Here is a 21,226-nt window from a genome sequence, read left to right on the forward strand (position 1 = left end):
TCGGTGATTCTGACCTTCCTCGGCGATTACGTATACGGCCATGGGATCTGCGTCTCCTCGGGAAGCTTCATCGAGGCGTTCGGCAAGGTCGGCATCTCGGAGGAGGCGACCCGCTCGACGCTGACCAGGATGGTCGGGCGCGGCCTGCTGCGCCGCCAGCGGTCGGGCCGGCGCATGTACTTCGGGCTCACCCCCACCAGCACCGAGGTGCTCAAGGACGGCGAGCGGCGCATCTGGCACAGCGGCGTGGTCAACGACAGCGGCGCCGACCAGTGGACGCTCATCGGCTTCTCGCTGCCCGAGTCGTGGCAGCGCCAGCGGCACGAGCTGCGCTCGCGGCTGGTCTGGGCGGGCTTCGGGCCGCTGCAGAACGGCCTGTGGATCGCGCCGGGCGAGGTGGACGCCGCCGGCGTCATCGAGGACCTGGACGCCAACGTCAAGGTGTTCGCCGCCGAGCCCCGGCAGCCGACCGACATGCAGGCCCTCGTCCGCGACGCCTACGACCTCGAAGGGCTCGGCGAGCGCTACCGGGAGTTCCTGCGCCGCTGGGATCAGGCCGACCCCGCGCCCGACGCCCCCGATGACCTCGCCCGCTCCCTCATGCTGCTGACCGGCTGGCTGCAGATCATCAGGACCGATCCGCGGCTGCCGCTGCGCTACCTGCCGCACGACTGGCCGGCCGAGAAGGCGCAGCGCGTCTGCCACTCGCTGCACGAGCGGTTCAGGCCGCAGGCGGCGCGGATCGTGGCCGATCTTCTGGACACCGTCCAGGATGAAAGTTGGGCAGAACGGTGACAGCGGTCGCAGAGTGGCCTAACTTGAGGGCTTGAGCGTCAAGGAGTGCCGATGCGGAATCAGGGGATTGGCTCGTGGCCGGCGCGCAGGGCACGCATGACGCCCGACAGGGTGGCGGTGTCGTACCGCGGGCGCGAGCACACCTATCGTGAGCTGCTCGAACGCGTCCACCGGCTGGCCTCCGTGCTCGGCGTGCGGCGCGGCGACCGGGTCGCCTTCCTGGGCGCCAACCAGCCCGCGATGGTGGAGACGTTCTTCGCCGCCGGCCTGCTCGGAGCCGTGTTCGTGCCGCTCAACACCCGGCTGGCCGAGCCCGAGCTGCGCTTCATCCTCGACGACGCCGAGGCCGCCGTGCTGGTGCTGGGCGAGGAGCGCGACGGCGCCGGGCTGCCCGGCCGGCACGTGGGCGGCGCCGCGTACGAGGAGCTGGTCGCGTCCGGCTCGCCCGAGCCGATCGACGAGCCGGTGAGTCAGGACGACGTCTGCCTGATCATGTACACCTCGGGCACCACGGGACGCCCCAAGGGCGCCATGCTCACCCACGCCAACCTCACCTGGAACGCCGTCAACCTGCTCGTGGACGTGCCGCTGGCGCACGACGAGGTGGTGCTGATCAGCGCGCCCATGTTCCACATCGCGGCGCTGGCGCAGACGCTCATCCCGTGCGTGCTCAAGGGCGGCAGGGCGGTGCTGGAGCCGTCGTTCGACGTGGAGCGCACGTACGACCTCATCGAGCATGAGCGGGTCACGGTGATGTTCGGGGTGCCGTCGATGTTCGGCTTCCTCACCCGCTCGCCGCGCTGGCCCACCGCCGACCTGTCGAGCCTGCGGCACCTGCTGTGCGGCGGCGCGCCGGTGCCGGAGCCGCTGATCAGGACGTACCAGGAGCGTGGGCTGACGTTTCTGCAGGGATACGGCATGACGGAGACCGCGCCAGGGGCGCTCTTCCTCGGCGCCGAGCACTCCGTGGACAAGGCGGGCAGCGCCGGCGTGCCGTGCTTCTTCTCCGACGTCCGGCTGGTCGCCCCCGACGGCTCGCCCGCCGCACCGGGACAGCCGGGCGAGCTGTACGTCCAGGGCCCCAACGTGATGAGCGGCTACTGGCGGCGGCCGGAGGAGACCGCGAAGGTGCTGTCGGAGGACGGCTGGTTCCGCTCCGGCGACGTCGGCGTGGCCGACGAGGACGGCTACGTGCGCATCTCCGACCGCATCAACGACGTGATCATCTCCGGCGGCGAGAACATCTACCCGGCCGAGGTCGAGAGCGCCCTGTACGAGCATCCCGCCGTCGCCGAGTGCGCCGTGATCGGGGTGGCGGACGAGCGGTGGGGCGAGGTCGGCAAGGCCCTGGTCGTGCCCCGTACCGGGATCACGACGAGCCCCGACGACCTGCTCAAGCACCTGGACGGCCGCCTCGCCCGCTACAAGATCCCAAAATATCTGGAATTCGTGGCTGACCTGCCCAAGAACGCGGCGGGCAAGCTCCTGAAGGCCCCGCTGAGAAAGCTCTACGGAGGAGGATGATCCATATGCGTACCTCACCGCCCTTCCGCGCCGACCATGTCGGCAGCCTGTTGCGTCCACAGGAACTGCTGCGCGCCCGCGAGACCCTTAAAGGTGACGAACTGCGCGCCGCCGAGGACGCGGCCATCAGGGAGGTGGTGCGCAAACAACGTGACGCCGGCCTGCAGAGCGCCACCGACGGCGAGTTCCGCCGGGCCTCCTGGCACATGGACTTCATCTATCAGCTCGGCGGCATCGGCCAGGCCGCCGACGAGCAGATCACCGTGCGCTTCCACAACGAGCAGGGCGACATCGAGTTCACCCCCGCCGCGCTGCGCGTGCACGACCGGATCAAGCTCGACACGCCGATCTTCGCCGACGACTTCGGGTTCCTGCGCGACACCGTCGGCGAGGGCGTCACGCCCAAGCTGACCATCCCGTCGCCCAGCATGGTCCACTACCGGGGCGGGCCCGCCGCCATCGACCCCGAGGTCTATCCCGACGTCGAGGAGTTCTGGCGCGACCTCAGCGCCGCCTACGCCGAGCAGGTGCGCAGGATCGGCGCGCTCGGCTGCACCTACCTGCAGTTCGACGACACCAGCCTGGCCTATCTCAACGACCCCGCCCAGCGCGCCGAGCTGGCCGGGCGCGGCGACGACGCCGAGCACATGCACCTGCGCTACATCAAGCAGATCAACGCCGCGCTCGCCGCCAAGCCGGCCGGCATGACCATCACCACCCACATGTGCCGGGGCAACTTCCGCTCCTCCTGGGCGGCGTCCGGCGGCTACGACTTCGTGGCCGAGGCGCTGTTCAACGAGCTCAATGTGGACGGCTTCTTCATGGAGTTCGACGACGAGCGCTCCGGCGGCTTCGAGCCGCTGCGGTTCGTGCCGCCCGGCAAGATGGTGGTGCTCGGGCTGGTCACGACCAAGCGCGGCGAGCTGGAGTCGAAGGACACGCTGAAGCGGCGCATCGACGAGGCCGCCAAGTTCGTCGATCTCGACCAGCTCTGCCTGTCGCCGCAGTGCGGCTTCTCCTCCACCGTCGAGGGCAACGAGCTGACCGAGGAGCAGCAGTTCGCCAAGCTGCGGCTCATCGTGGAGACCGCCCAGGAGGTCTGGGGCTGACGTTCTGGGCTCCCCCTCGGACGCGAGGGGGAGCCGGTCAGAGCGTGACGACCGTGCCGGTGAGCCTGGCCTGCTCGGCGGCCCAGACCACGCGGTGCGTCATCAGGCTCTCGGCCGCGTCGGTGTGCAGCGGCGACGGGTCGCCCGACGCCACGGCGGCGAGGAAGGCGTCGGTGAGCCCCTCGTCGCCGCCCCCGTGCCCGTCGGCCGCCGAGGGCCCGACGGTCTCGTCCAGGCTCAGGGTCTCCTCCGTGCCGGTGCGGAAGTCGACCACGCGCAGGGTGGCGCCGTCGCCGTCCATGTAGCCGTGGGTGCCGAACAGGCGGGTGCGGCGGTGCTCCATCGGGGTGAACGCGCTCATGGTGAACGAGCAGGTGCCGCCGTCGTCGAACTCCATCAGCACCTCCTGGTGGTCCACGACGTCGTTGTCGCAGGCGTAGACGCAGCGTCCGTAGGGGCCGGTGCGCAGCGCGTCCAGCACGTCCTCCTCGGTACGGCCCGGCGTGACGGCGCCGAGCGGCCAGAACTCGCTGTCGGGGTCGCCGAGGCAGTCCAGGTAGAGGCGCTTGGCCGAGTACGGGCAGGTGGGCTCGATCGGGCAGTCCAGACACCGGTCGGCGGCGCCCTCCGGCCGGTCCTCTGCGCGGAAGTGCGACAGCGAGCCGAACGACGACACCCGGGCCGGCGGCCGGCCGAACAGGTGCACCAGCCAGTCCACGTCGTGGCAGGCCTTGGCGAGCAGCATGGGCGCCGAGGTGTCCTGGCGCCGCCAGTGTCCGCGCACGAACGAGTGCGCCTGGTGCCACCAGCCCACCGGCTCCAGGTGCTGCACGCTGATGAGCCGCCCGATGCGCCCCTCGTCCAGCAGCCGCTTCACCAGCCCGGTGTAGGGGGTGTAGCGCAGCACGTGGCAGACGGCCAGCATGACGCCGTTGCGCTCGGCCGCCTCGGCGATCATGGCGGCCTCACGCTCCGTGGTGGCCATCGGCTTCTCCAGGAGAATGTGGTAACCGAGGTCCGCCAGCGTCACGGCAGGGTCGGTGTGCATCCTGTCCTGGGTGGCGATCACCGCCGCGTCGGCCACCCGCCCGGCCGCCGCCAGCTCCTTCCAGCCCGGCAGCGCCAGCTCTGGAACGATCCCGAACTCCGCCGCGAACGCCGCCCTGCGCCCCGGATCCGGCTCGGCCACCGCCACCACGCGCCCGGCGCCCGTGGCGTGCGCGCGGCGCGCGTAGGTCAGCCCTCGCAGGCCGCCGCCGACGACGGCTAGAGTCACCTCAGTCATGGAACCTTCCCCGACTAAATATCATGGAGACCATCATTATTCGGTCTGGGAAAGCTGACAGCAAGGGGGGCGGATGGCCGCGGAGATGAGCGGCGGTGACCTGTCACGGCTCCGGCAGCTCAACGCGCTGGCCGTGATCAAGGCGTTGCAGGGCCAGGACTCGCTCACCCTCACCGAGGTCGCCAAACGCACGGGGCTGTCGCGGGCCTCGACCGAGGACGTCGTGCGCGAGCTGCTGCAGAAGGGCTGGGTGACCGAGGCGGGCGCCACCGCCGGCGGGGTCGGCCGCCCGGCCAGGCGCTACCGGTTCAGGGCCGAGGCGGGCCGGGTGCTCGGCGTCGACATCGGCGGCCACAAGATCCGCGCCGTGGTCGCCGACCTCGACGGCACCGTGCTGCAGAGCGCCAGGGTGCCCGTCACGCCGGAGATGGGGCGGCTCGAACGCCTGGAGGCCGTGGACAGGGCCGTGACGGAGTGCCTGGAGGGCGCCGGGCTGACCGGCGGCGAGATCTGGGCCTCGGGCGTCGGCACGACGGGCCTGGTGGACGGCGCCGGGCGGGTGCTGCTGTCGGAGGCGCTGCCCGAGTGGACCGGCGTCGACCTGGCCGCCCACGTACGCCGCCTGGCCCCCGCCCCCGTGCTGGTGGAGAACGACAGCAAGCTCGCCGCCCTGGCCGAGTGCTGGCGCGGCGTGGCCCGCTATGCCAAGGACATGGTGTTCCTGCTGGCCGGCCTGCGCACCGGCGCCGGGCTGGTGATCGACGGCAAGCTGCACAGGGGCTTCGCCAACGCCTCCGGCGAGATCGGCGCCCTGCCGGTGCTCGGCTGGATCAGGGCCCAGGAGCACCTGAGCGCCGCCAATGGTGAGGCGGGCGGGGAGGCGGGCGACGTCTTCGCGGCGGCCCGCCACGGCGACAAGGCGGCGCTGGCCGCGGTCCGCCGCTACGTCAAGGACCTGGCGCTGGGCGCGTCCGCGCTGGTCCTTACCCTTGACCCGCAGATGGTGGTGGTCGGCGGCGGGTTCTCGCGCTCCGCGGACGTGCTGATCGAGCCGCTGAGGCGGGAGCTCGACCGCTGGTGCATCCGCACGCCCGAGGTGCGCATGTCGGCGCTGGGCGACGAGGCGGTGGTGCTCGGCGCCGTACGTCTCGCGCTCGACGACGTGGAGGACCGGGTGCTCGACGGCAGGAGCCCGCTCGTGAGCCATCTGTAACACGGCTTGCTCTTGAAAACAATTTCACTGGACTCCATGATTACTCCCACGTTCTAGGAGAGGACATGGGAGATGTGGAAGTCGGCACGGAGCGGTGCGGCCCTCCTCTGCGCGGCACTGCTCGCCTCCGCGTGCGGCGGCGGTGAGCAGGCCGGCGCGGGCGCGCAGTCGCAGGACAAGGTGACCCTCTCGTACGGCGTCTGGGACGCCACCCAGCAGGAGGTCATGAACGAACTGGCCGCGGAGTTCACCAAGACGCACCCGGACATCGCGGTCAACGTCCAGCTCACCCCCTGGGCCGACTACTGGACGAAGATGAAGGCCGCCGTCAGCGGCGGCGCCGCGCCCGACGTCTTCTGGATGAACGGCCCCAACTTCCAGCTCTACGCCTCCAACGGCGTCATCGCGCCCATCGAGGAGCAGGTCGACACCTCCGTCTACCCCAAGCCCCTGGTGGACCTCTACACCTACGAGGGCAAGCTGTACGGCCTGCCCAAGGACATGGACACCGTGGGCGTCTGGTACAACAAGACGCTCTTCGACGCCGCCAAGGTGAAGTATCCGGCCGACGACTGGACCTGGGACGACTTCAAGCAGGCCGCCGCCAAGCTGACCGACCCCGCCAAGGGCGTCTACGCGATCGGCGCCCAGCTCACCAGCTTCCAGGAGTACCAGTACCCGACGATCTACCAGGCCGGCGGCCACGTGATCTCCCCCGACGGCAAGAAGTCGGGCTACGACGACCCGAAGACGATCGCCGGCCTGAAGTTCTGGACCGACCTCATCGCCGCCAAGCAGTCGCCCGACCTCAAGACCATGACCGACACGGGCCCGCTGCAGCTCTTCGAGGCCGGCAAGCTCGCGATGTACTGGGGCGGGTCGTGGAACGTGGCCGAGTTCAGCAAGAACGAGTACACCAAGGACAAGGTGGACGTCGCCCCGCTGCCCAAGGGCGAGCAGCAGGCCACGATCATCCACGGCGTCGCCAACGTGGTGTCGGCCAAGACCGAGCACCCCGAGCAGGCGTGGGAGTTCGTCAAGTTCCTCGGCTCCCAGCAGGCCGCCGACCTCCTCGGCAAGAAGGGCCCGATCCCGGCCTACAACGGCACCCAGGGCGACTGGGTCTCGGCGCACCCCGAGTGGAAGCTCCAGTCGTTCCTCGACGCGGTCTCCTACGCGGTGCCGTACCCCGTCTCCAAGAACACCGCCGCCTGGCAGGAGGCCGAGCTGACCCACCTGACCAAGGCGTGGACCGGCGAGGTGCCGATCGACCAGGCCGCGAGAGAGCTGGCTGCGGCGATGAACGACCTGCTGGCCAAGGAGTGACGTGACCACCACCGCCGAAACCCGGCGGCCCGCGCGGGCGGCACACGCGGCGAAGCGGCGCGGGCTCCGCGCCGAGGCCCTGTGGGGGTACGCGTTCATCGCCCCCACCGGGCTCGGCCTGGCGATCTTCTACCTGTGGCCCGTGCTGCAGACCGCCTACTTCTCCTTCACGGAGTGGGGCGCGTTCGGCGGGCACACGTGGACGGGGCTGGACAACTACACCCGCCTCTTCGCCGACCCCCAGGTGGGGCAGGCGGTGCTCAACACGCTCACGTACACCGTGCTCGGGCTGCTCGGGATCCCGCTCGCGATCGTGTTCGCCGCCCTGCTCAACCGGCCGGGCCTGCGCGGGGTCGCCCTCTATCGCACGGCGTTCTTCCTGCCCGTGGTGACCATGCCGGTCGCGGTCGCGATGCTCTGGCGCTGGCTCTACAACGGCGACTACGGCCTGGTGAACCAGGTGCTGGCGCTGGTCGGCATCGACGGGCCCAACTGGATCGCCGACCCCGCGACCGCGCTCTACGCGCTGGTCGTCGTGGGCGTGTGGAGCAGCGTCGGCTACAACCTCATCATCTTCCTGGCCGGCATGCAGGGCATCCCCAAGGAGCTGTACGAGGCCGCCTCGCTCGACGGCGCCGGCCCCGTGCGGCAGTTCTTCACGATCACCCTGCCGATGCTGTCGCCGACCGCGTTCTTCATCTCCATCGTGTCGGTGATCGGCTCGCTCCAGCTCTTCGACCTGGTCTTCGTCATGACCGGGTCGGGGCAGGCGGCGCGGGCCAACCCGGCGTACTCCCGGCTGCAGACCGTCGTCCAGCTCTTCTACGAGCGGGCCTTCGTCACCAACGACCGCGGCTACGCCGCCGCCATCGTGATCGCGCTGCTGGTGCTCATCGCGGCGCTGACGATCCTGCAGTTCAGGCTCCAGCGGAAGTGGGTGCACTATGTCTGAGCGGCGCCGCCCGCTGGGCCTGCACGCGGTGCTCATCGCCTCCTCGCTGGCGATGGTCGCGCCGTTCGTGTGGCAGGTCATCACCTCGCTCAAGACCCTGAGCAGCGCCACCGCCGTGCCGCCGACGTTCCTGCCCGAGGGCCGCTGGGACAACTACGCCAAGGTGTTCGACCTGCTGCCGTTCGGCGAGCAGTTCCTCAACACCGCCGTCATGGCGGCGGGGCGGGTCGCGGGCCAGGTGCTGTTCTGCTCGATGGCCGCCTACGCCTTCGCCCGGCTGCGCTTCCCCGGCAGGAACGTGCTGTTCGGGGTGTTCCTGTCGGTGCTCATGGTGCCGCCGCAGCTGTTCGTCATCCCGCAGTACCAGATCATGTCCTCGCTCGGCTGGCTGAACAGCCTCCAGGCGATCATCGTGCCGGGGCTGTTCAGCGCGTTCGGGGTGTTCCTGCTGCGGCAGTTCTTCCTCGCGCTGCCGCGCGAGATCGAGGAGGCGGCGCGGCTCGACGGCGCGGGGCCCGTCCGCATCTACTGGTCGGTCATGCTGCCGCTGGCCCGGCCAGGTCTTGTGGCGCTGGGCATCCTCACCCTGCTGTGGGCGTGGAACGACCTGTTCTGGCCGCTCGTCGTCAACACCGACCCCGAGAAGATGACGCTCTCCGCCGGGCTCGCGTCGTTGCAGGGGCAGTACCAGACCGACTACCCCGTCCTCATGGCCGGCTCGCTGCTCGCCTCGCTGCCGGTGATCGCGGTGTTCGTCTTCCTGCAACGCCAGTTCATCCAGGGCATCGCGCACACGGGCAGCAAGGGCTGACCGCCCGCCCGCTGGGGTCCCCGGCGGGCGGGCGGCCTGCGCTGGTCAGCGGAGGACGATCGTGGTGAGGGCGCGCGGCGCGAGCGTCACCGCGTTCCCGTGCACGCTCACCGGGGTCATCGAGCGGGCCTCGTCCGTGACGTACGCGGCCGCCCGGCCCCGCACGCCCTTCCACGCGATCGGCGCGGTGCCCGTGTTGAGCGCGACGACCACCCGCGAGCCGTCGCGGTTGCGGAACGCTGAAACTTTCAGCGCCGGATCGGCCGCCCCGGCCTCCAGCCGGACCGCGCCGGGCCGGATGAACCGGCTGTAACCGGCCAGCGCCCACAGCCGCTTCGACACGTGGTACTCGCCGGCCGCGTCGTCGAGCTGCAGCAGCGCCCTGGTCGCGCCGCGCGAGCCGCCCAGCCAGTAGACGTACGCGCTGACGCCGCCCAGCGTGAGCGCGTCGTGCACGGCCTGGGCGATCGTGATGCCGTCATAGCCGCTGCCGTCGTCCCACGCCTCGTTCCAGGTGTCACCGTTGGGGTTCCATTCCGACATCCACGTCTTCCTGGACGTCGGCAGCGGGCCGTCCACCGGGCTGGCGTAGGTGTGGCCTGTGTGCGTCTTCACCCAGCGCCGCGCCTCGGGGTCGGCCTCGATGGCCGCCGTGTACGCCTTCGCCTCCCGCCAGCCGAACGAGTCGCAGCAGACCACGTTCGTGCCCCTGGCGATCGGCCCCAGCACCTTGACGAACGCGGCGGCCTGCTCGGGGGTGAAGCGCATGGACGCGTACGAGGCCGTGTAGTCGGGCTCGTTCGTGAAGCCCAGGTCGGTGATCCTGATGCCCTCCTTGGCGTAGAACTTCGTGTAGGCCACCAGGTACTTCGCGTACGCGCGCTGCCACTCGGGCAGCAGCGTGCCGCCGTTCTTGTCGTCGCCGTTGTCCTTCATGTAGCCAGGGGCGCTCCAGGCGTCGGCGAAGAACCGCTCGACGCCGTACCGCTGGGCCTCCTTGGCCACCCAGACCTGGCTGTTGTCGTCGCCGTCCCACACGTAGTCCGGCTTGGCGTCCGGGCCGCCGGGGTCCTCGGGCTGGATCGAGACCATGTGGTCGTACGGGCTGCCGGCGGGGGAGGAGCCGATGCCGAGCCGCAGGATGCTGAGGCCCGCACCCTTGCTCCGGTGGAACCACAGGTCGAGCACCTCGCGCTGCTGGGCCGGCGAGAGGGCTTTGAGCAGCTCGTTGCGGCGGAACGCCTGGGAGATGCCGAAGCCGTCGATCTCCTGGTGCCGGACGCGTTCGTTCAGGGAGATCGCCGGTTGCGGAGCCGGGTGGCCGGGGTGGACGGCGGGGAGGCCGAGCAGGCCGATCGCGATGATCCCTCTTAACATGGCGCCTCCGAAAATTTCGGAATCGTGACGATACATTTCGTCGATCGCCGAGAAACGTAAGCGTTCATGGCGGGCTCGTCAACCATGTGTCAACCCGCGCGCAAAAGTACGGCGGCCCCGGGGTCTCGCCGAGGGCCGCCGTGGCGCTCATCCACGAACCGGAATTCGCCTGTGGAACGATTCTGGTAAGACGAAAAGACCGGTGATCAGATCTGGCGCGCTTTCCACACGGTCAGGCCGTACTTTTCCGCCACCGGCCGCCACGTCCGCACGAATCGCGTCTTCGCCTCGTGAGCCGCCTTCGACCAGTCCAGGCCGCGCCGGTAATCGGGGTGGTCCCTGCCCACCCCGGGGCAGCCGTCCGCCGCCAGCTTCCTGGCCCACCTCAGGAACGCCAGATCGGCCTGGTACGAGGCGTCCAGCGCGGTCACCAGGGCGTCCCGCAACTGCGCCCCGTCCGGCAGCGCCGACACCGTCAGCCTCCTGGCGGCGGTGAGCTGCCTGCGGCGGGCGTTCGTGATGTCCTTGATCTTGTCCAGGCCGGCGCGCTCGCACAGGACGGCTTCGTCGATGGCCTCGGTGAGGTCGGAGCGGGAGGAGTTGCTGCTGGACAGCAGCTTCTCCAGCTCCTGAGCCTGCCGCCCGGCCTCCTTGCCCGACCCGGCCTGCTCTTCTGCCTGCTCTTCAACAGGTTCTTCGGCCTGCTCATCGGTCTCGTCGGTCTCGTCGTCCGTCTGGGCGCCGGCGTCCGCGGCGGCGTCGCCGGTCGCCAAGGCGGGGTCGGCGTCGTCGGCGGGGGTGCTCTCCCAGACGGGCGGGGGGACGTCGGCCTGGTTCGTGCCGGCGGGGCCGCCGGAGCCCGCCGCCGCGCCGCCCGTGTCGGTGCGCCCTACGACGAGCCACCCGGTCAGGGCGAGGACGAGCAGGGCCGCCACCGCGCCGACCAGCACGGGCGCGCGCCGCCACGCCGGGGGCTCGGCGGGTAACCGCTCGGGCTCCCAGTCCAGGTACGGCGAGGGCGCTGGCCGGTCATCGGGCGCCACCTGCGGGGCCCGGCAGCGGGGGCATGGGGAGAGGGAGCCCACGTGCGCTCCGCAACGCCCGCACGGGCGGCCCGACCCTGATCCGTACGCCACAGCACCCTCCCGGCAGTATCGCGAGAAAACGGGACAAAAAGGGGTGTGCTTGATTTGTCGGTGGTTCCGGCATTTCGTACTACGGACGAGAGACTATTTGATAACAACCCTCTTTCGCAGCATTCGCCGCCCACAAGATCTGCCGTCCTCGAGAAAGGCCGACACCGCACCGCCCGCCATTTTCGACAGCGATTTCCGTTATCGCGTGAAGTGGAGGGTACGGCCGTCCGTGACGTGCGGCGGGTGCAAGGGCGCGCCCGGGGGAGCGGGGTCGGGGCTGATGACGAAGCTGCCGCGAAACAGGGTGTAGGTCATGTGCCCCCTCCGAGCGGATGACCGGCCCCCGAACCGTCGCCTGCGGAGCGTAACTCGCATAAGGGGCACGCCGCTAGCGGTAGACGGCGACGGCGGCCTCCGCGACCAGCGTGTCCACGATCTCCACCAGCTCGCCCACGGGCGATGCGGCGGAGGCGGCGATCTCGCGCAGCCTGGCGACCAGCCGGGCGGCCGGCTGGTCGAGGTAGAGCTCGCCCTCCAGGCGGAGCACCGCGACCAGCCCGCACAGCCCGGCGCAGCGCGCGTCCGGCGTCTTCCAGCCCTCGACCGCCGAGCGCACCCCGGAGGACGCGCGGACGACGGAGGCGATGTCGGCCAGCTCGTACCGCGTGTACGGCAGCATGCCGAGCCGCCGCCCGGTCACCCGTACGAGCACCCCGGAGCCCAGCAGCTCCTCCCTGGTGCGGTCGTAGATCCCGCCGGCCGCGGCCCCCTTGATGAGCGCGACGGGGCCGGGATTGAGCAGCGGCTTGACGGGCCCGGTGAGCAGCCGGTCGAGCAGCGCGGCGCCGGCCAGCCCGAGCGCGAGCGACGCCGGATGGACGTACGGTTTGCCGGTCTTGTCGTGGGCGATGAGATAGAGGTCCTGGTGCAGCGGCAGCCGGTCCATGCAAGTCTCCTCAGCGGCGGTCGGATCCGGCGGGCATGCCGCGCAGCGTGGGGCGGCGGCCGAGCGCGTACAGGGTGATGAGCGCCAGCGCGCCGAGGCCGAGCCAGACCAGGCCGAGGAGCTGGGCCAGGAGGTTCGCGTTGATCACGACGAAGACCAGGATGCCCGCGCCGATCAGCGGCGAGATCAGGTGGGCCCAGAGCCGGTCGGAGCCGGAGCGCAGCGCGTGGTGCACGATGACCGACACGTGCAGGACGATGAACGCGACCATGGCGCCCATGTTGATCAGGCTGCTGAGCAGGGCGACCCCGTCGGCCCGGGTGGCCGCCCAGATGCCGACGCCGATCGACAGCAGGCAGCTCAGCAGGATCGCGTTGGACGGCACCGAGTGCCGTACCGAGACCTTGGCGAGGAACGAGGGGAGCTGACGGTCGCGGGCCATCGCGTACAGCAGCCGCGAGACCGACACCTGGGCGACCATGGTGTTGACCAGGCCCCAGGACAGCGCGGTGGCGGCGGTGGTGACGTGCCTGAGCCACTCGCCGCCCGCGACGGCGGCGGCGTCGTAGAAGGCGGTGTCGCTGGGCTGGTCGAGCAGCCCGGCCGGGTCGGGCACGAGCAGCGCGGCCACCCAGACCTGCGTGATGAACAGCACGCCCGCCAGCAGCAGCGCGACCCGCATGGCCCGGCCGACCTGGGCGGAGCCGCCGGTCGACTCCTCCACCAGCATGGAGATGCCGTCGAAGCCGAGGAAGGACAGCACGGCCACCGACACCGCGGCGAACATCACCGGCCAGGCGAAGGTCTCGGCGTTGAACAGCGGCGTGAGGCTGAACCCGCGGCCCGCGCCCCGCAGCAGCGCCCAGACGCCGACGAGCAGGAACAGGGCGAGCACGGCCAGCTCGATCGCGATGAGCACGCGGGTGAGCCGGACCGTTATCCTGATGCCGCGCAGGTTGATCGCCGTGTTGACGGCGACGAAGCCGATCAGCCAGGCCCAGACGGGGACGCCGGGCACGCTGTCGTTCATGGCGATCGAGGCCACCAGGTAGAGCAGGCAGGGCAGCAGGATGTAGTCCAGCAGGATCATCCAGCCGGTCATGAACCCGACGGGGGGAGCGATGCCGCGCCCGGCGTAGTTGTAGACCGAGCCGGACAGCGGGAACGCCTTCACCATCTGCGCGTACGAGGCGGCGGTGAACAGCAGCGCGATCATCCCGACGAGGTACGCCAGGACCGGCATACCACCGGATTCCGAATAAACATTCCCGAAAATCGCGAAAGGTGCGATCGGTACCATGTATGCCAAACCGTAGAAAATGAGGTCGGCGAGGCCGACCGTACGGTGTAACTCCTGGCGGTAGCCGAACTGCTCGATGTTCTGTTGTGCGCGCACGACAGGCGTCTCCAGTCGTCCTGCGAGGGGCTGGGGTCCGACTGGTGATCCTTTCGCAGCGCGGGTGCGCGTCGCAAGAGTGCGTGGAGTGAATCACGTTAATAGTGAAATGTCGCGCCTGTAGCACATTACTTGCGCGTAACCCCGACAAATGCCGCCTTAATGGCTCATGTGGCGATTTCGGGGCGGAGCCTGGCCGTACCCGAGGACGCCCATCATTCCCTGCTCCTGGTGGTAGAGATTGTGGCAGTGGAACATCCACTCGCCCGGGTTGTCGCACTCCACGTCCACGCTCAGCCGCTCGCGCGGCTTGATGTTCACCGTGTCCTTGCGCACCCCGCGCCGCTCGCCCGCCCGCAGCTGGAAGGTGTGGCCGTGCAGGTGCATCGGATGCCACATGGGCGACTGGTTGTCCATGACGATCCTGATCGTCTCGCCCTTCTCCACCCGCACCCGCAGCGGGTCGGCGGCCAGCCGGTCGTTGAGCGTCCACTCGTTGCCCGACGGCCGCATGCCGAGCGTCACCGTGACGGTCCTGCCCGGGCGGGGCAGCGCGTCGGCCCTGCGCGGCCGCAGGTCGGCGTAGGCGAGCAGGCGCCGCTCCAGCTCCGGCACCTTGACGTCGCGCGGCGGCCGGCGCGCGCCCGGCGTCGTCCTGACGATCGCGAACGCCCGCGCCTGCTTCCCCTCAGCCAGCGCGACCAGCGGGAACGCGCCCGCGCCCAGCCGGGTGACGAAGTCGTAGCGCTCGCCCATGCCGATGAGGAACGTGTCCACGGTGGCGGGCGCGCACGGGAACCCGTCGGTGTGGGTGATCGTCATGCGGTGGCCGCCGAGCGCCACCCGGTACGCCGTGTCGGCCGCCGCGTTGATCACCCGGAACCGCACCGTCCGCCCAGGCCGGCTGGCGAACACCTCGGGCGCCTCCGCCATCCGGCCGTTGACCAGGTGGTACGGATGCCGCACCTCGCCGGTGACCCCGCCGAGCAGGTCGCTGCGCAGCGTGTCGTCGTGCTCGGTGCTGGCGTTGAGCCGCCTCAGCGCGTCGTCGGGCGTGCCGTCGATCCCGTCCAGCCAGTCGTCGAGCAGGACCACGAACTCCTCGTCGTAGCCGAGCGGCTCGCGCGGGTCGGCCACCACGAGCGGGCCGTACAGGCCGCGGTCGTTCTGCATGCCGACGTGCGAGTGGTAGAAGTACGTGCCGGGGTCGGGCACCCGGAAGACGTAGTCGAAGGTGCGGCCCGGCTTCGTGGGCGCCTGGGTGTAGCCGGGGGCGCCGTCCATCCTCGGGTCGATCCTGATGCCGTGCCAGTGCACGGTGGTCTCGGCGGGCAGGTCGTTGACGAGCCTGGCGCGCACCATGCCGCCCGCCGTCGCGCGGATGATCGGCCCCGGCACCGTGCCGCCGTACGTCCAGGTCGCGACCTTGCGCCCGCCCAGCGAGACGGTCGCGGGCCTGGCCCGCAACACCGTGCCGCGCGCCGGCCCCCTAGGACGGCTTCGCCGGTCGGCCGTGGCGACCTCGGTCAGCGCACTCGTCGCGACGGCGAACGTACCGGTGAACAGCAGCCGGCGGGAAAGACCCCCGCCGGTACCCCATGCCGAACCATTCACTACAGATCCCCCCATCCACCTCGCAAGGTAACGGAGAGTGATCGCGAAAGCCCGTACGCCACGCTGATCGGGAGCCCCTGGCCGCGTGCCCCCTTGTCGGAGCGGCACCCTCGACCTATCGTGTTAATCGATTCACATCGGCCGAGCGCCGTACGGCGACCATCACCCCACCTCCGACCTGCTCGCCCAGATCCGCCGCCACCAATTACCCCATAATCCCATAGGGAATGCTAGGTTATTCGACTAACATGAGACCCACAGCGCGACAAGTGGCCGAGCTGGCGAACGTGTCAGTGGCGACCGTCTCCTACGTGCTCAGCGGCCGCGACCGACCCGTGGCCGCCGAGACCAGGCAGCGGGTGCTCGACGCCGCAAGGCAGCTCGGCTACACCCCCAACCAGGCCGCGAGGAGCCTGCGCAGGCGCCGCACCCAGCGCGTCTGCCTGGTGCTGAGCACGTTCGGCGGCGTTCCCACCGACGAACGGCTGGCCACCGACCTGCACGAGATGGCCGACGCGCGCGGCTACTCCGTGGTCACGCTCGCCGTCTACTCCGAGGCGAGGGCGAAGGCCGCGATCGAGATGCTGCGCGGTGGCATCGCCGACGGCGCCCTGATCAACGTGGTCGGCGACCACCTCGCCCACGACCTGCTCGCCGGGCTGGCCGCCACCGGGCTGCCGATGGTGGTGCTGAGCAACGAGAGCGGGCTCGAAGGCTGCGACGTCGTCCGCACCCCGGAGACCGAGGCCAGCGCCGAGGCCGTCGAGCACCTGCTGGCCACCGGCCGGCGGCGCATCGCGTTCATGGGGCAGCGGCACGAGCTCTACCGCGACCGGCCGGCCGGGCGGCTGCTCGGCTACCTCACCGCCCTCGACCGGCACGGCGTCACCGACCGCGTCGTCACCGGGGGCGCCGACGACCGCGTGGCGGCGTACCAGACGGCGACCGAGCTGCTCGGCTCGCCCGACCGGCCCGACGCGATCTTCGCCGCCGCCGACCGGGCGGCGATCAGCGCCATCGCAGCCGCCAGGGACCTCGGGCTGAGCGTGCCGGGCGACGTCGCGATCGTCGGGGTCGGCAACATCGACGAGGGTCTCATCACCAATCCGCAGCTCAGCACCGTCGGCCCGCTGCGCCACGACTACACCGACGTCGTACGCCTGCTCTTCGACCGCCTCCAGGCCGATGAGCCGCCGCCCGCCCGCGAGATCGTCCGGTCGTGGACCTTCGTGCGGCGGGGCTCGTCCTAGAAGGGAAACCCCGATGCCCGCCCACCCCTCACGCCGTGACCTGATCCGGCTCCTCGGCGTGGCCGCCACCGCCGCAGCAGGCGTGCCGGCCCTGTCGTCGTGCGCGGGAGCGCCGGCCCCGCAGAGCGCCGCCCCCGGCACCTTCACCGTCTATTGGAACGCCGGCCACGACTACCAGGCCTACCGCAAGGTGATCGCCGAGTTCGAGCAGGCCCACAAGGTCACCGTCAACCTGCAGAAATATCAGTGGCCCGACCTGCGCACCAGGCTGCTCGCCGACTTCGCCTCCGGCACCGTGCCCGACCTGGTGGAGGAGCCCGGCGGGTGGGTGCAGGAGTTCGCGCTGTCCGGCAACGCCCGCTCGCTGCAGGACTTCGTCGACCGCGACGGCGCCGCCATGGGCTTCCCCGCCGACTGGCAGCCGGTGACCGTCGAGCGCAACTCCTACCAGGGCAAGGTGTACGGCGTGCAGCTGCACCTGACCTGCAACACCCTGCTCCACAACAAGGGCATGCTCAGCGACGCCGGCGTCGAGGTGCCCACCACCTGGGAGGAGTTCCTCGCCGCCGCGAAGAAGCTGACCAAGGACGGCGTGTACGGCGTCGCGCTCAACCAGGACTACACCTACATGTGGCCCTGGATGACGCAGGCCGGCGTCACCCCGTACGACCCGGAGACCGGCAAGGTCATGACCCCGCTCGCCGACGCGATCGAGGCCCTGCAGTTCCAGGCCGACCTCATCCACAAGCACAAGGTCGCGCCCGTGCCCGTCGCGAGCACCGACTACTCCGGCCCGCAGAAGCTGTTCTCCGCCGGGCGCGCCGCGATGATCCTCACCGGCCCCTGGGACCTCGACCCGATCAGGAGGACCAGCCCCGACATCGACCTCGGCGTGGCGCCGCCGCTGGAGCACAAGGTGCGGGCCACGCAGGCCGCCGGGGTGAGCATGTTCGTGCCGGCCAAGGCGAGCAGGCCCGAGCTGTCGTGGGACTTCATCAAACGCGTCACCGCCCTGGAGGTCGAGCAGGCCGCCACCAAGGAGACCGGCATGCTCATGCCCCGCGTGTCCTGGGCGAAGCTGCCCGAGGTGCAGGCCGACCCGGCGACCAAGGTGTTCGCCGACGCGCTGCCGCAGGCCGAGGACTCCTCCCAGGCGGTGCGGCTGACCGGGCAGTTCGGCAAGTGGGAGGAGCAGCTGAAGGTCATGTACCAGCAGGTGCTCATCCAGAACCGGCCCGCCGCCGACGTGCTGACGGAGTTCGCGAAGACGGCGGAGGGTTACCTGAAGTGAGGCCGCGCACGCTCTCCGGCCGGTACGCGAGGACCGCCTACCTCTTCCTGCTGCCGGCCATCCTGTTCTTCGCGGCCCTGTTCTACCTGCCGATCGGCAACGTGGTCGCCACCGGCTTCCGCACCGGGCCGATGGCCGACCAGTGGGCCGGGCTCGGCAACTACAGCCAGGCCCTGGCCGACCCCGCCGTGCGCCACTCGTTCCTCGTCACGGTGGTCTTCGCGGTGCTGGTCGTGGCCGGCTCCATCGTGCTCGGGCTGGCCCTCGCGCTGGCCATCGACCAGCCGCTCAAGGGCCGGGTGGCCTTCCGGGTGCTGCTGCTGGTGCCGTACCTGACGTCGGTGGCGATCGTCGGGCTGCTGTGGCGCAACATCCTCGACCCCGACCTGGGCGTGCTCAACCGGGTGCTGCTCGCGGCCGGGCTGCCCGGCCAGCAGTGGCTCAACACCGCGCCGCTGCTCACCATCGCCGCCGTCACCCTGTGGCAGAGCGTCGGCTACACGATGGTGCTGTTCCTCGCCGGGCTGCAGGGCATCCCCGAGACCTACCACGAGGCCGCCAAGATCGACGGGGCGGACGCCTGGCGCCGGTTCTGGCGCATCACGCTGCCGCTGCTGGCCCCGACCACGCTGTTCGTCTCGGTGATGGCGGTGATCTCGGGGCTGCAGGCGTTCGGGCAGGCGTACATCATCACCGGCGGCGGGCCGGGCGACGCCACCGACCTGTCGGTCTTCCACATCTTCAACGTCGCCTTCCGCACCAGGGACTTCGGCTACTCCTCCGCGCAGTCGGTGCTGCTGCTGCTCGTGATCGTGGCCTTCACCGTGATCCAGCTCAGGGCCGGGCGGCGGGGGGAGGTGACGTACTGATGAGCCGCAAGGTGCTGCTCTACACCGTGCTCACGCTGGCGAGCATGGTGACGGTGCTGCCGCTGCTCTACATGGTCTCGCTGTCGCTGCAGACCGAGGCGGAGACGCTGGCGGCGAGCGCCGTGCTCTGGCCGGAGACGCCGCAGTGGGGCAACTACGCCGAGCTGTTCGCCCGCGCGCCGTTCGGCGACTTCATCGTCAACAGCCTCGTCGTGGCCGGCGCGATCACGCTGTCGCACCTGCTGTTCGACCCGCTCGTCGGCTACGTGTTCGCCAAGTTCCGCTTCCCGCTGCGCAACACGCTGTTCGTGGCGCTGCTGGCCACGCTCATGGTTCCGTTCTTCGTGCGGATGATCCCGCTGTACGTGCTCATGGCCAACCTCGGGTGGCTGAACACGTACCAGGGGCTCATCACCCCGTTCCTCATGGACGCGTTCGGGATCTTCCTGATGCGGCAGTTCATCCAGCCCATCCCGGACGACCTCATCAGCGCGGCCCGCATCGACGGGGCCTCCGAGCTGCGCATCTACCGCAGCGTCATCCTGCCGCAGACCAGACCCGCGCTGGCCGTGCTCGCGCTGTTCACGTTCGTCTTCCAGTGGAACGAGTTCCTCTGGCCGCTGGTCGCCACCAGCACGCCCGAGATGCGCACCATCCCGGTCGGGCTCACCCTGTTCAACCAGGAGTACTTCACGCTGTGGCACCTCACGGCGGCCGGCTCGGTGATCCTCTTCGTGCCCACCGCCGTCCTGTTCGTCCTCACCCAGAGATATTTCGTGCGGGGCATCGCCCTCACCGGCCTTCGATAGGAGTCTCCCTTTTGCGCCCGAACGTGATCGTCGTCTTCACCGACCAGCAGCGGTGGGACACCGTCGGCCCGCTCACCCCCAACCTCGACCGCATGGCCAGGCACGGCACGCAGGCCACGGTCGCGCTCACGCCGCAGCCGGTGTGCGCGCCGGCCCGCGCGGCGCTGCAGACGGGCCGCTACGCGACCACGACCGGCGTGCACCGCAACGGCCGCGTCCTGCCGCCCGAAGAGCGCACGCTCGCGCACCACTTCGGCGCGGCCGGCTACGCCACCGGCTACATCGGCAAGTGGCACCTGGCCGGCTCAGAGCCGGTGCCCGAGCACCAGCGCGGCGGCTACCAGAGCTGGCTGGCCGCCAACGCGCTCGAGCACACCTCCGACGCCTACCGCACGATCGTCTACGACGAGGCGAACGAGCCCGTCATGCTGCCCGGCTACCGCTCCGACGCGCTCGTGGACGCGGCCGTGCGGTTCGTGGCCGACCACGCCGGCGAGCCGTTCTACCTGTTCCTGTCGCTCCTTGAGCCGCACCACCAGAACGAGGTGGACAACTACCCCGCGCCCGACGGCTACGAGGAGCGCTATCAGGGCACCTGGATGCCGCCCGACCTCGCCGCGCTCGGCGGCACCGCGCACCAGCACATGGGCGGCTATCTCGGCCAGGTCAAGCGCCTCGACGAGGGGCTCGGGCGGCTGCTCGACGCGCTGCGCAGCATGGACCTGCTGGACGACACGATCCTGGCGTACACCTCCGACCACGGCAACCACTTCAAGACCCGCAACGGCGAGTACAAGCGGTCCTGCCACGACGCGTCGCTGCGGGTGCCGCTGGCGCTGCGGGGGCCCGGCTTCGACGGCGGCGGCGCCATCGCGCGGCCCGTCAGCACGCTCGACCTGCCGCCCACCCTGCTGGAGGCGGCCGGGCTGCCGGTGCCCGACGCGATGCAGGGGCGCTCGTTCCTGCCGCTGCTGCGCGACCCCCGGGCCGACTGGCCCGGCGAGGTGTTCTTCCAGGTGAGCGAGTCCGAGGTGGGGCGCGGGATCAGGACGTCGCGGTGGAAGTACTACGCCGTCGCCGAAGGCGCCGACCCCTGGGACGACCCCGCCGCCGCCCGCTACCGGGAGCAGGCCCTGTACGACGTGGTCAACGATCCGTACGAGCTGGTCAACCTGGCCGGCCACCCCTCGCATGAGGCGGTCGCTGCCGAACTGCGCGAACGCCTGATCCGCCGCATCGTCGCGGCCGGGGAGGCCGAGCCGGTCGTGGAGCCCGCCGAGCGGGTGCCCGGCCGCACCCAGGCGATGCCCGACCCGGCGGTCCGCTCAACGGCTCCGAAGCCGGCCCGCTTCGGCCACCAGCCCCGCCCTTAGCGGAGGGTGCAGCGTCCCGGGCCCCGCGGCGTGCTCGCCCAAGCCGAGGTCCTTTCGAGGGGAGGGGTTCGCCACAGGCTGTCCGCGGGGTCTCCCGGGCGACGGCCTGTTGGCTGGGGGCGGGCCTGGTAGGCGGGTCTGGTCGGTGGG

General features: G+C 70.5%; 18 protein-coding genes. 12 read left to right on the forward strand and 6 right to left on the reverse strand.

What is annotated here, in order from left to right; genetic code table 11:
- Nucleotides 1-3: 3 nt before the first annotated feature.
- The 3 genes from AB0K28_RS13795 to AB0K28_RS13805 are packed head-to-tail and all read left to right on the forward strand — an operon-like array spanning nucleotide 4 to nucleotide 3,428.
- Nucleotides 4-795, forward strand: a complete 792-nt coding sequence (locus tag AB0K28_RS13795; RefSeq protein ID WP_364369044.1) for a PaaX family transcriptional regulator C-terminal domain-containing protein — start codon at nucleotides 4-6, stop codon at nucleotides 793-795.
- A 51-nt stretch (nucleotides 796-846) separates the two neighbouring features.
- Nucleotides 847-2,319, forward strand: a complete 1,473-nt coding sequence (locus AB0K28_RS13800) for a long-chain fatty acid--CoA ligase (RefSeq protein ID WP_364369047.1) — start codon at nucleotides 847-849, stop codon at nucleotides 2,317-2,319.
- Between the two features lie 5 nt (nucleotides 2,320-2,324).
- A complete protein-coding gene (locus tag AB0K28_RS13805; protein WP_345399593.1) occupies nucleotides 2,325-3,428 on the forward strand; it encodes a 5-methyltetrahydropteroyltriglutamate--homocysteine S-methyltransferase in 1,104 nt (367 codons plus the stop codon).
- Nucleotides 3,429-3,465: 37 nt separating this feature from the next.
- Here the strand turns inward: AB0K28_RS13805 and AB0K28_RS13810 are convergent, their stop codons facing one another.
- Nucleotides 3,466-4,713 carry a Gfo/Idh/MocA family oxidoreductase gene (locus AB0K28_RS13810; protein WP_364369050.1) on the reverse strand — a complete coding sequence of 416 codons (1,248 nt, stop codon included), beginning with the start codon at nucleotides 4,711-4,713 and terminating at the stop codon, nucleotides 3,466-3,468.
- 73 nt (nucleotides 4,714-4,786) lie between these two features.
- Between AB0K28_RS13810 and AB0K28_RS13815 the strand changes: the two genes are divergently transcribed.
- The 4 genes from AB0K28_RS13815 (at nucleotide 4,787) to AB0K28_RS13830 (ending at nucleotide 9,015) form a co-directional block, all read left to right on the forward strand.
- Nucleotides 4,787-5,926 (forward strand): ROK family protein, encoded by a 1,140-nt coding sequence (locus AB0K28_RS13815; protein WP_364369053.1) that lies wholly within the window; start codon nucleotides 4,787-4,789, stop codon nucleotides 5,924-5,926.
- 72 nt (nucleotides 5,927-5,998) lie between these two features.
- Nucleotides 5,999-7,252, forward strand: a complete 1,254-nt coding sequence (locus AB0K28_RS13820) for a sugar ABC transporter substrate-binding protein (protein WP_364369056.1) — start codon at nucleotides 5,999-6,001, stop codon at nucleotides 7,250-7,252.
- Nucleotide 7,253: 1 nt separating this feature from the next.
- The gene (locus tag AB0K28_RS13825; protein ID WP_364369059.1) at nucleotides 7,254-8,204 is read left to right on the forward strand and encodes a sugar ABC transporter permease; all 951 of its coding nucleotides are present in this window, start codon (nucleotides 7,254-7,256) and stop codon (nucleotides 8,202-8,204) included.
- On the forward strand, nucleotides 8,197-9,015 hold the full coding sequence (locus tag AB0K28_RS13830; protein WP_345399611.1) for a carbohydrate ABC transporter permease: 819 nt from the start codon (nucleotides 8,197-8,199) through the stop codon (nucleotides 9,013-9,015). Before AB0K28_RS13825 ends, AB0K28_RS13830 begins: the two co-directional genes overlap by 8 nt.
- A gap of 45 nt (nucleotides 9,016-9,060) precedes the next feature.
- Here the strand turns inward: AB0K28_RS13830 and AB0K28_RS13835 are convergent, their stop codons facing one another.
- The 5 genes from AB0K28_RS13835 to AB0K28_RS13855 all read right to left on the reverse strand — a co-directional run bounded on the left by AB0K28_RS13835 (nucleotide 9,061) and on the right by AB0K28_RS13855 (nucleotide 15,484).
- Nucleotides 9,061-10,392, reverse strand: coding sequence for a glycoside hydrolase (locus AB0K28_RS13835; protein WP_364369062.1), 1,332 nt, complete (start codon nucleotides 10,390-10,392; stop codon nucleotides 9,061-9,063).
- A 206-nt stretch (nucleotides 10,393-10,598) separates the two neighbouring features.
- Nucleotides 10,599-11,477: a hypothetical protein gene (locus AB0K28_RS13840; RefSeq protein WP_364369065.1), complete on the reverse strand. Its 879-nt coding sequence runs from the start codon at nucleotides 11,475-11,477 to the stop codon at nucleotides 10,599-10,601.
- A gap of 439 nt (nucleotides 11,478-11,916) precedes the next feature.
- A complete protein-coding gene (locus tag AB0K28_RS13845; protein WP_345399621.1) occupies nucleotides 11,917-12,474 on the reverse strand; it encodes a GPP34 family phosphoprotein in 558 nt (185 codons plus the stop codon).
- 10 nt (nucleotides 12,475-12,484) lie between these two features.
- Entirely contained in the window at nucleotides 12,485-13,870 is a 1,386-nt protein-coding gene (locus AB0K28_RS13850; RefSeq protein WP_364369068.1) for an APC family permease, read from the reverse strand.
- A gap of 159 nt (nucleotides 13,871-14,029) precedes the next feature.
- Nucleotides 14,030-15,484, reverse strand: a complete 1,455-nt coding sequence (locus tag AB0K28_RS13855; RefSeq protein ID WP_364369071.1) for a multicopper oxidase family protein — start codon at nucleotides 15,482-15,484, stop codon at nucleotides 14,030-14,032.
- Between the two features lie 248 nt (nucleotides 15,485-15,732).
- Between AB0K28_RS13855 and AB0K28_RS13860 the strand changes: the two genes are divergently transcribed.
- The 5 genes from AB0K28_RS13860 to AB0K28_RS13880 are packed head-to-tail and all read left to right on the forward strand — an operon-like array spanning nucleotide 15,733 to nucleotide 21,076.
- Nucleotides 15,733-16,734, forward strand: a complete 1,002-nt coding sequence (locus AB0K28_RS13860) for a LacI family DNA-binding transcriptional regulator (protein WP_345399636.1) — start codon at nucleotides 15,733-15,735, stop codon at nucleotides 16,732-16,734.
- Between the two features lie 13 nt (nucleotides 16,735-16,747).
- A complete protein-coding gene (locus AB0K28_RS13865; RefSeq protein WP_364369074.1) occupies nucleotides 16,748-18,025 on the forward strand; it encodes a sugar ABC transporter substrate-binding protein in 1,278 nt (425 codons plus the stop codon).
- The gene (locus AB0K28_RS13870) at nucleotides 18,022-18,894 is read left to right on the forward strand and encodes a sugar ABC transporter permease (RefSeq protein ID WP_364369077.1); all 873 of its coding nucleotides are present in this window, start codon (nucleotides 18,022-18,024) and stop codon (nucleotides 18,892-18,894) included. The genes AB0K28_RS13865 and AB0K28_RS13870 overlap by 4 nt, the downstream gene beginning before the upstream one ends.
- Complete coding sequence (locus AB0K28_RS13875; protein ID WP_364369080.1) at nucleotides 18,894-19,703, forward strand: carbohydrate ABC transporter permease; 810 nt, start codon at nucleotides 18,894-18,896, stop codon at nucleotides 19,701-19,703. Before AB0K28_RS13870 ends, AB0K28_RS13875 begins: the two co-directional genes overlap by 1 nt.
- A gap of 11 nt (nucleotides 19,704-19,714) precedes the next feature.
- On the forward strand, nucleotides 19,715-21,076 hold the full coding sequence (locus tag AB0K28_RS13880; protein WP_364369083.1) for a sulfatase-like hydrolase/transferase: 1,362 nt from the start codon (nucleotides 19,715-19,717) through the stop codon (nucleotides 21,074-21,076).
- The last annotated feature ends 150 nt before the right edge of the window (nucleotides 21,077-21,226 follow it).

The sequence above is a fragment of the Nonomuraea sp. NPDC049504 genome (genome assembly GCF_040676845.1).
GTDB lineage: Bacteria > Actinomycetota > Actinomycetes > Streptosporangiales > Streptosporangiaceae > Nonomuraea > Nonomuraea salmonea.

Excerpts from the sequence above, each read along its gene's own strand:
- AB0K28_RS13800 (WP_364369047.1), top strand. The coding sequence starts at position 847 with ATGCGGAATCAGGGGATTGGCTCGTGGCCGGCGCGCAGGGCACGCATG.
- AB0K28_RS13805 (WP_345399593.1), top strand. The coding sequence starts at position 2,325 with ATGCGTACCTCACCGCCCTTCCGCGCCGACCATGTCGGCAGCCTGTTG.
- AB0K28_RS13810 (WP_364369050.1), bottom strand. The coding sequence starts at position 4,713 with ATGACTGAGGTGACTCTAGCCGTCGTCGGCGGCGGCCTGCGAGGGCTG.
- AB0K28_RS13815 (WP_364369053.1), top strand. The coding sequence starts at position 4,787 with ATGGCCGCGGAGATGAGCGGCGGTGACCTGTCACGGCTCCGGCAGCTC.
- AB0K28_RS13820 (WP_364369056.1), top strand. The coding sequence starts at position 5,999 with ATGTGGAAGTCGGCACGGAGCGGTGCGGCCCTCCTCTGCGCGGCACTG.
- AB0K28_RS13830 (WP_345399611.1), top strand. The coding sequence starts at position 8,197 with ATGTCTGAGCGGCGCCGCCCGCTGGGCCTGCACGCGGTGCTCATCGCC.
- AB0K28_RS13835 (WP_364369062.1), bottom strand. The coding sequence starts at position 10,392 with ATGTTAAGAGGGATCATCGCGATCGGCCTGCTCGGCCTCCCCGCCGTC.
- AB0K28_RS13845 (WP_345399621.1), bottom strand. The coding sequence starts at position 12,474 with ATGGACCGGCTGCCGCTGCACCAGGACCTCTATCTCATCGCCCACGAC.
- AB0K28_RS13860 (WP_345399636.1), top strand. The coding sequence starts at position 15,733 with ATGAGACCCACAGCGCGACAAGTGGCCGAGCTGGCGAACGTGTCAGTG.
- AB0K28_RS13865 (WP_364369074.1), top strand. The coding sequence starts at position 16,748 with ATGCCCGCCCACCCCTCACGCCGTGACCTGATCCGGCTCCTCGGCGTG.
- AB0K28_RS13875 (WP_364369080.1), top strand. The coding sequence starts at position 18,894 with ATGAGCCGCAAGGTGCTGCTCTACACCGTGCTCACGCTGGCGAGCATG.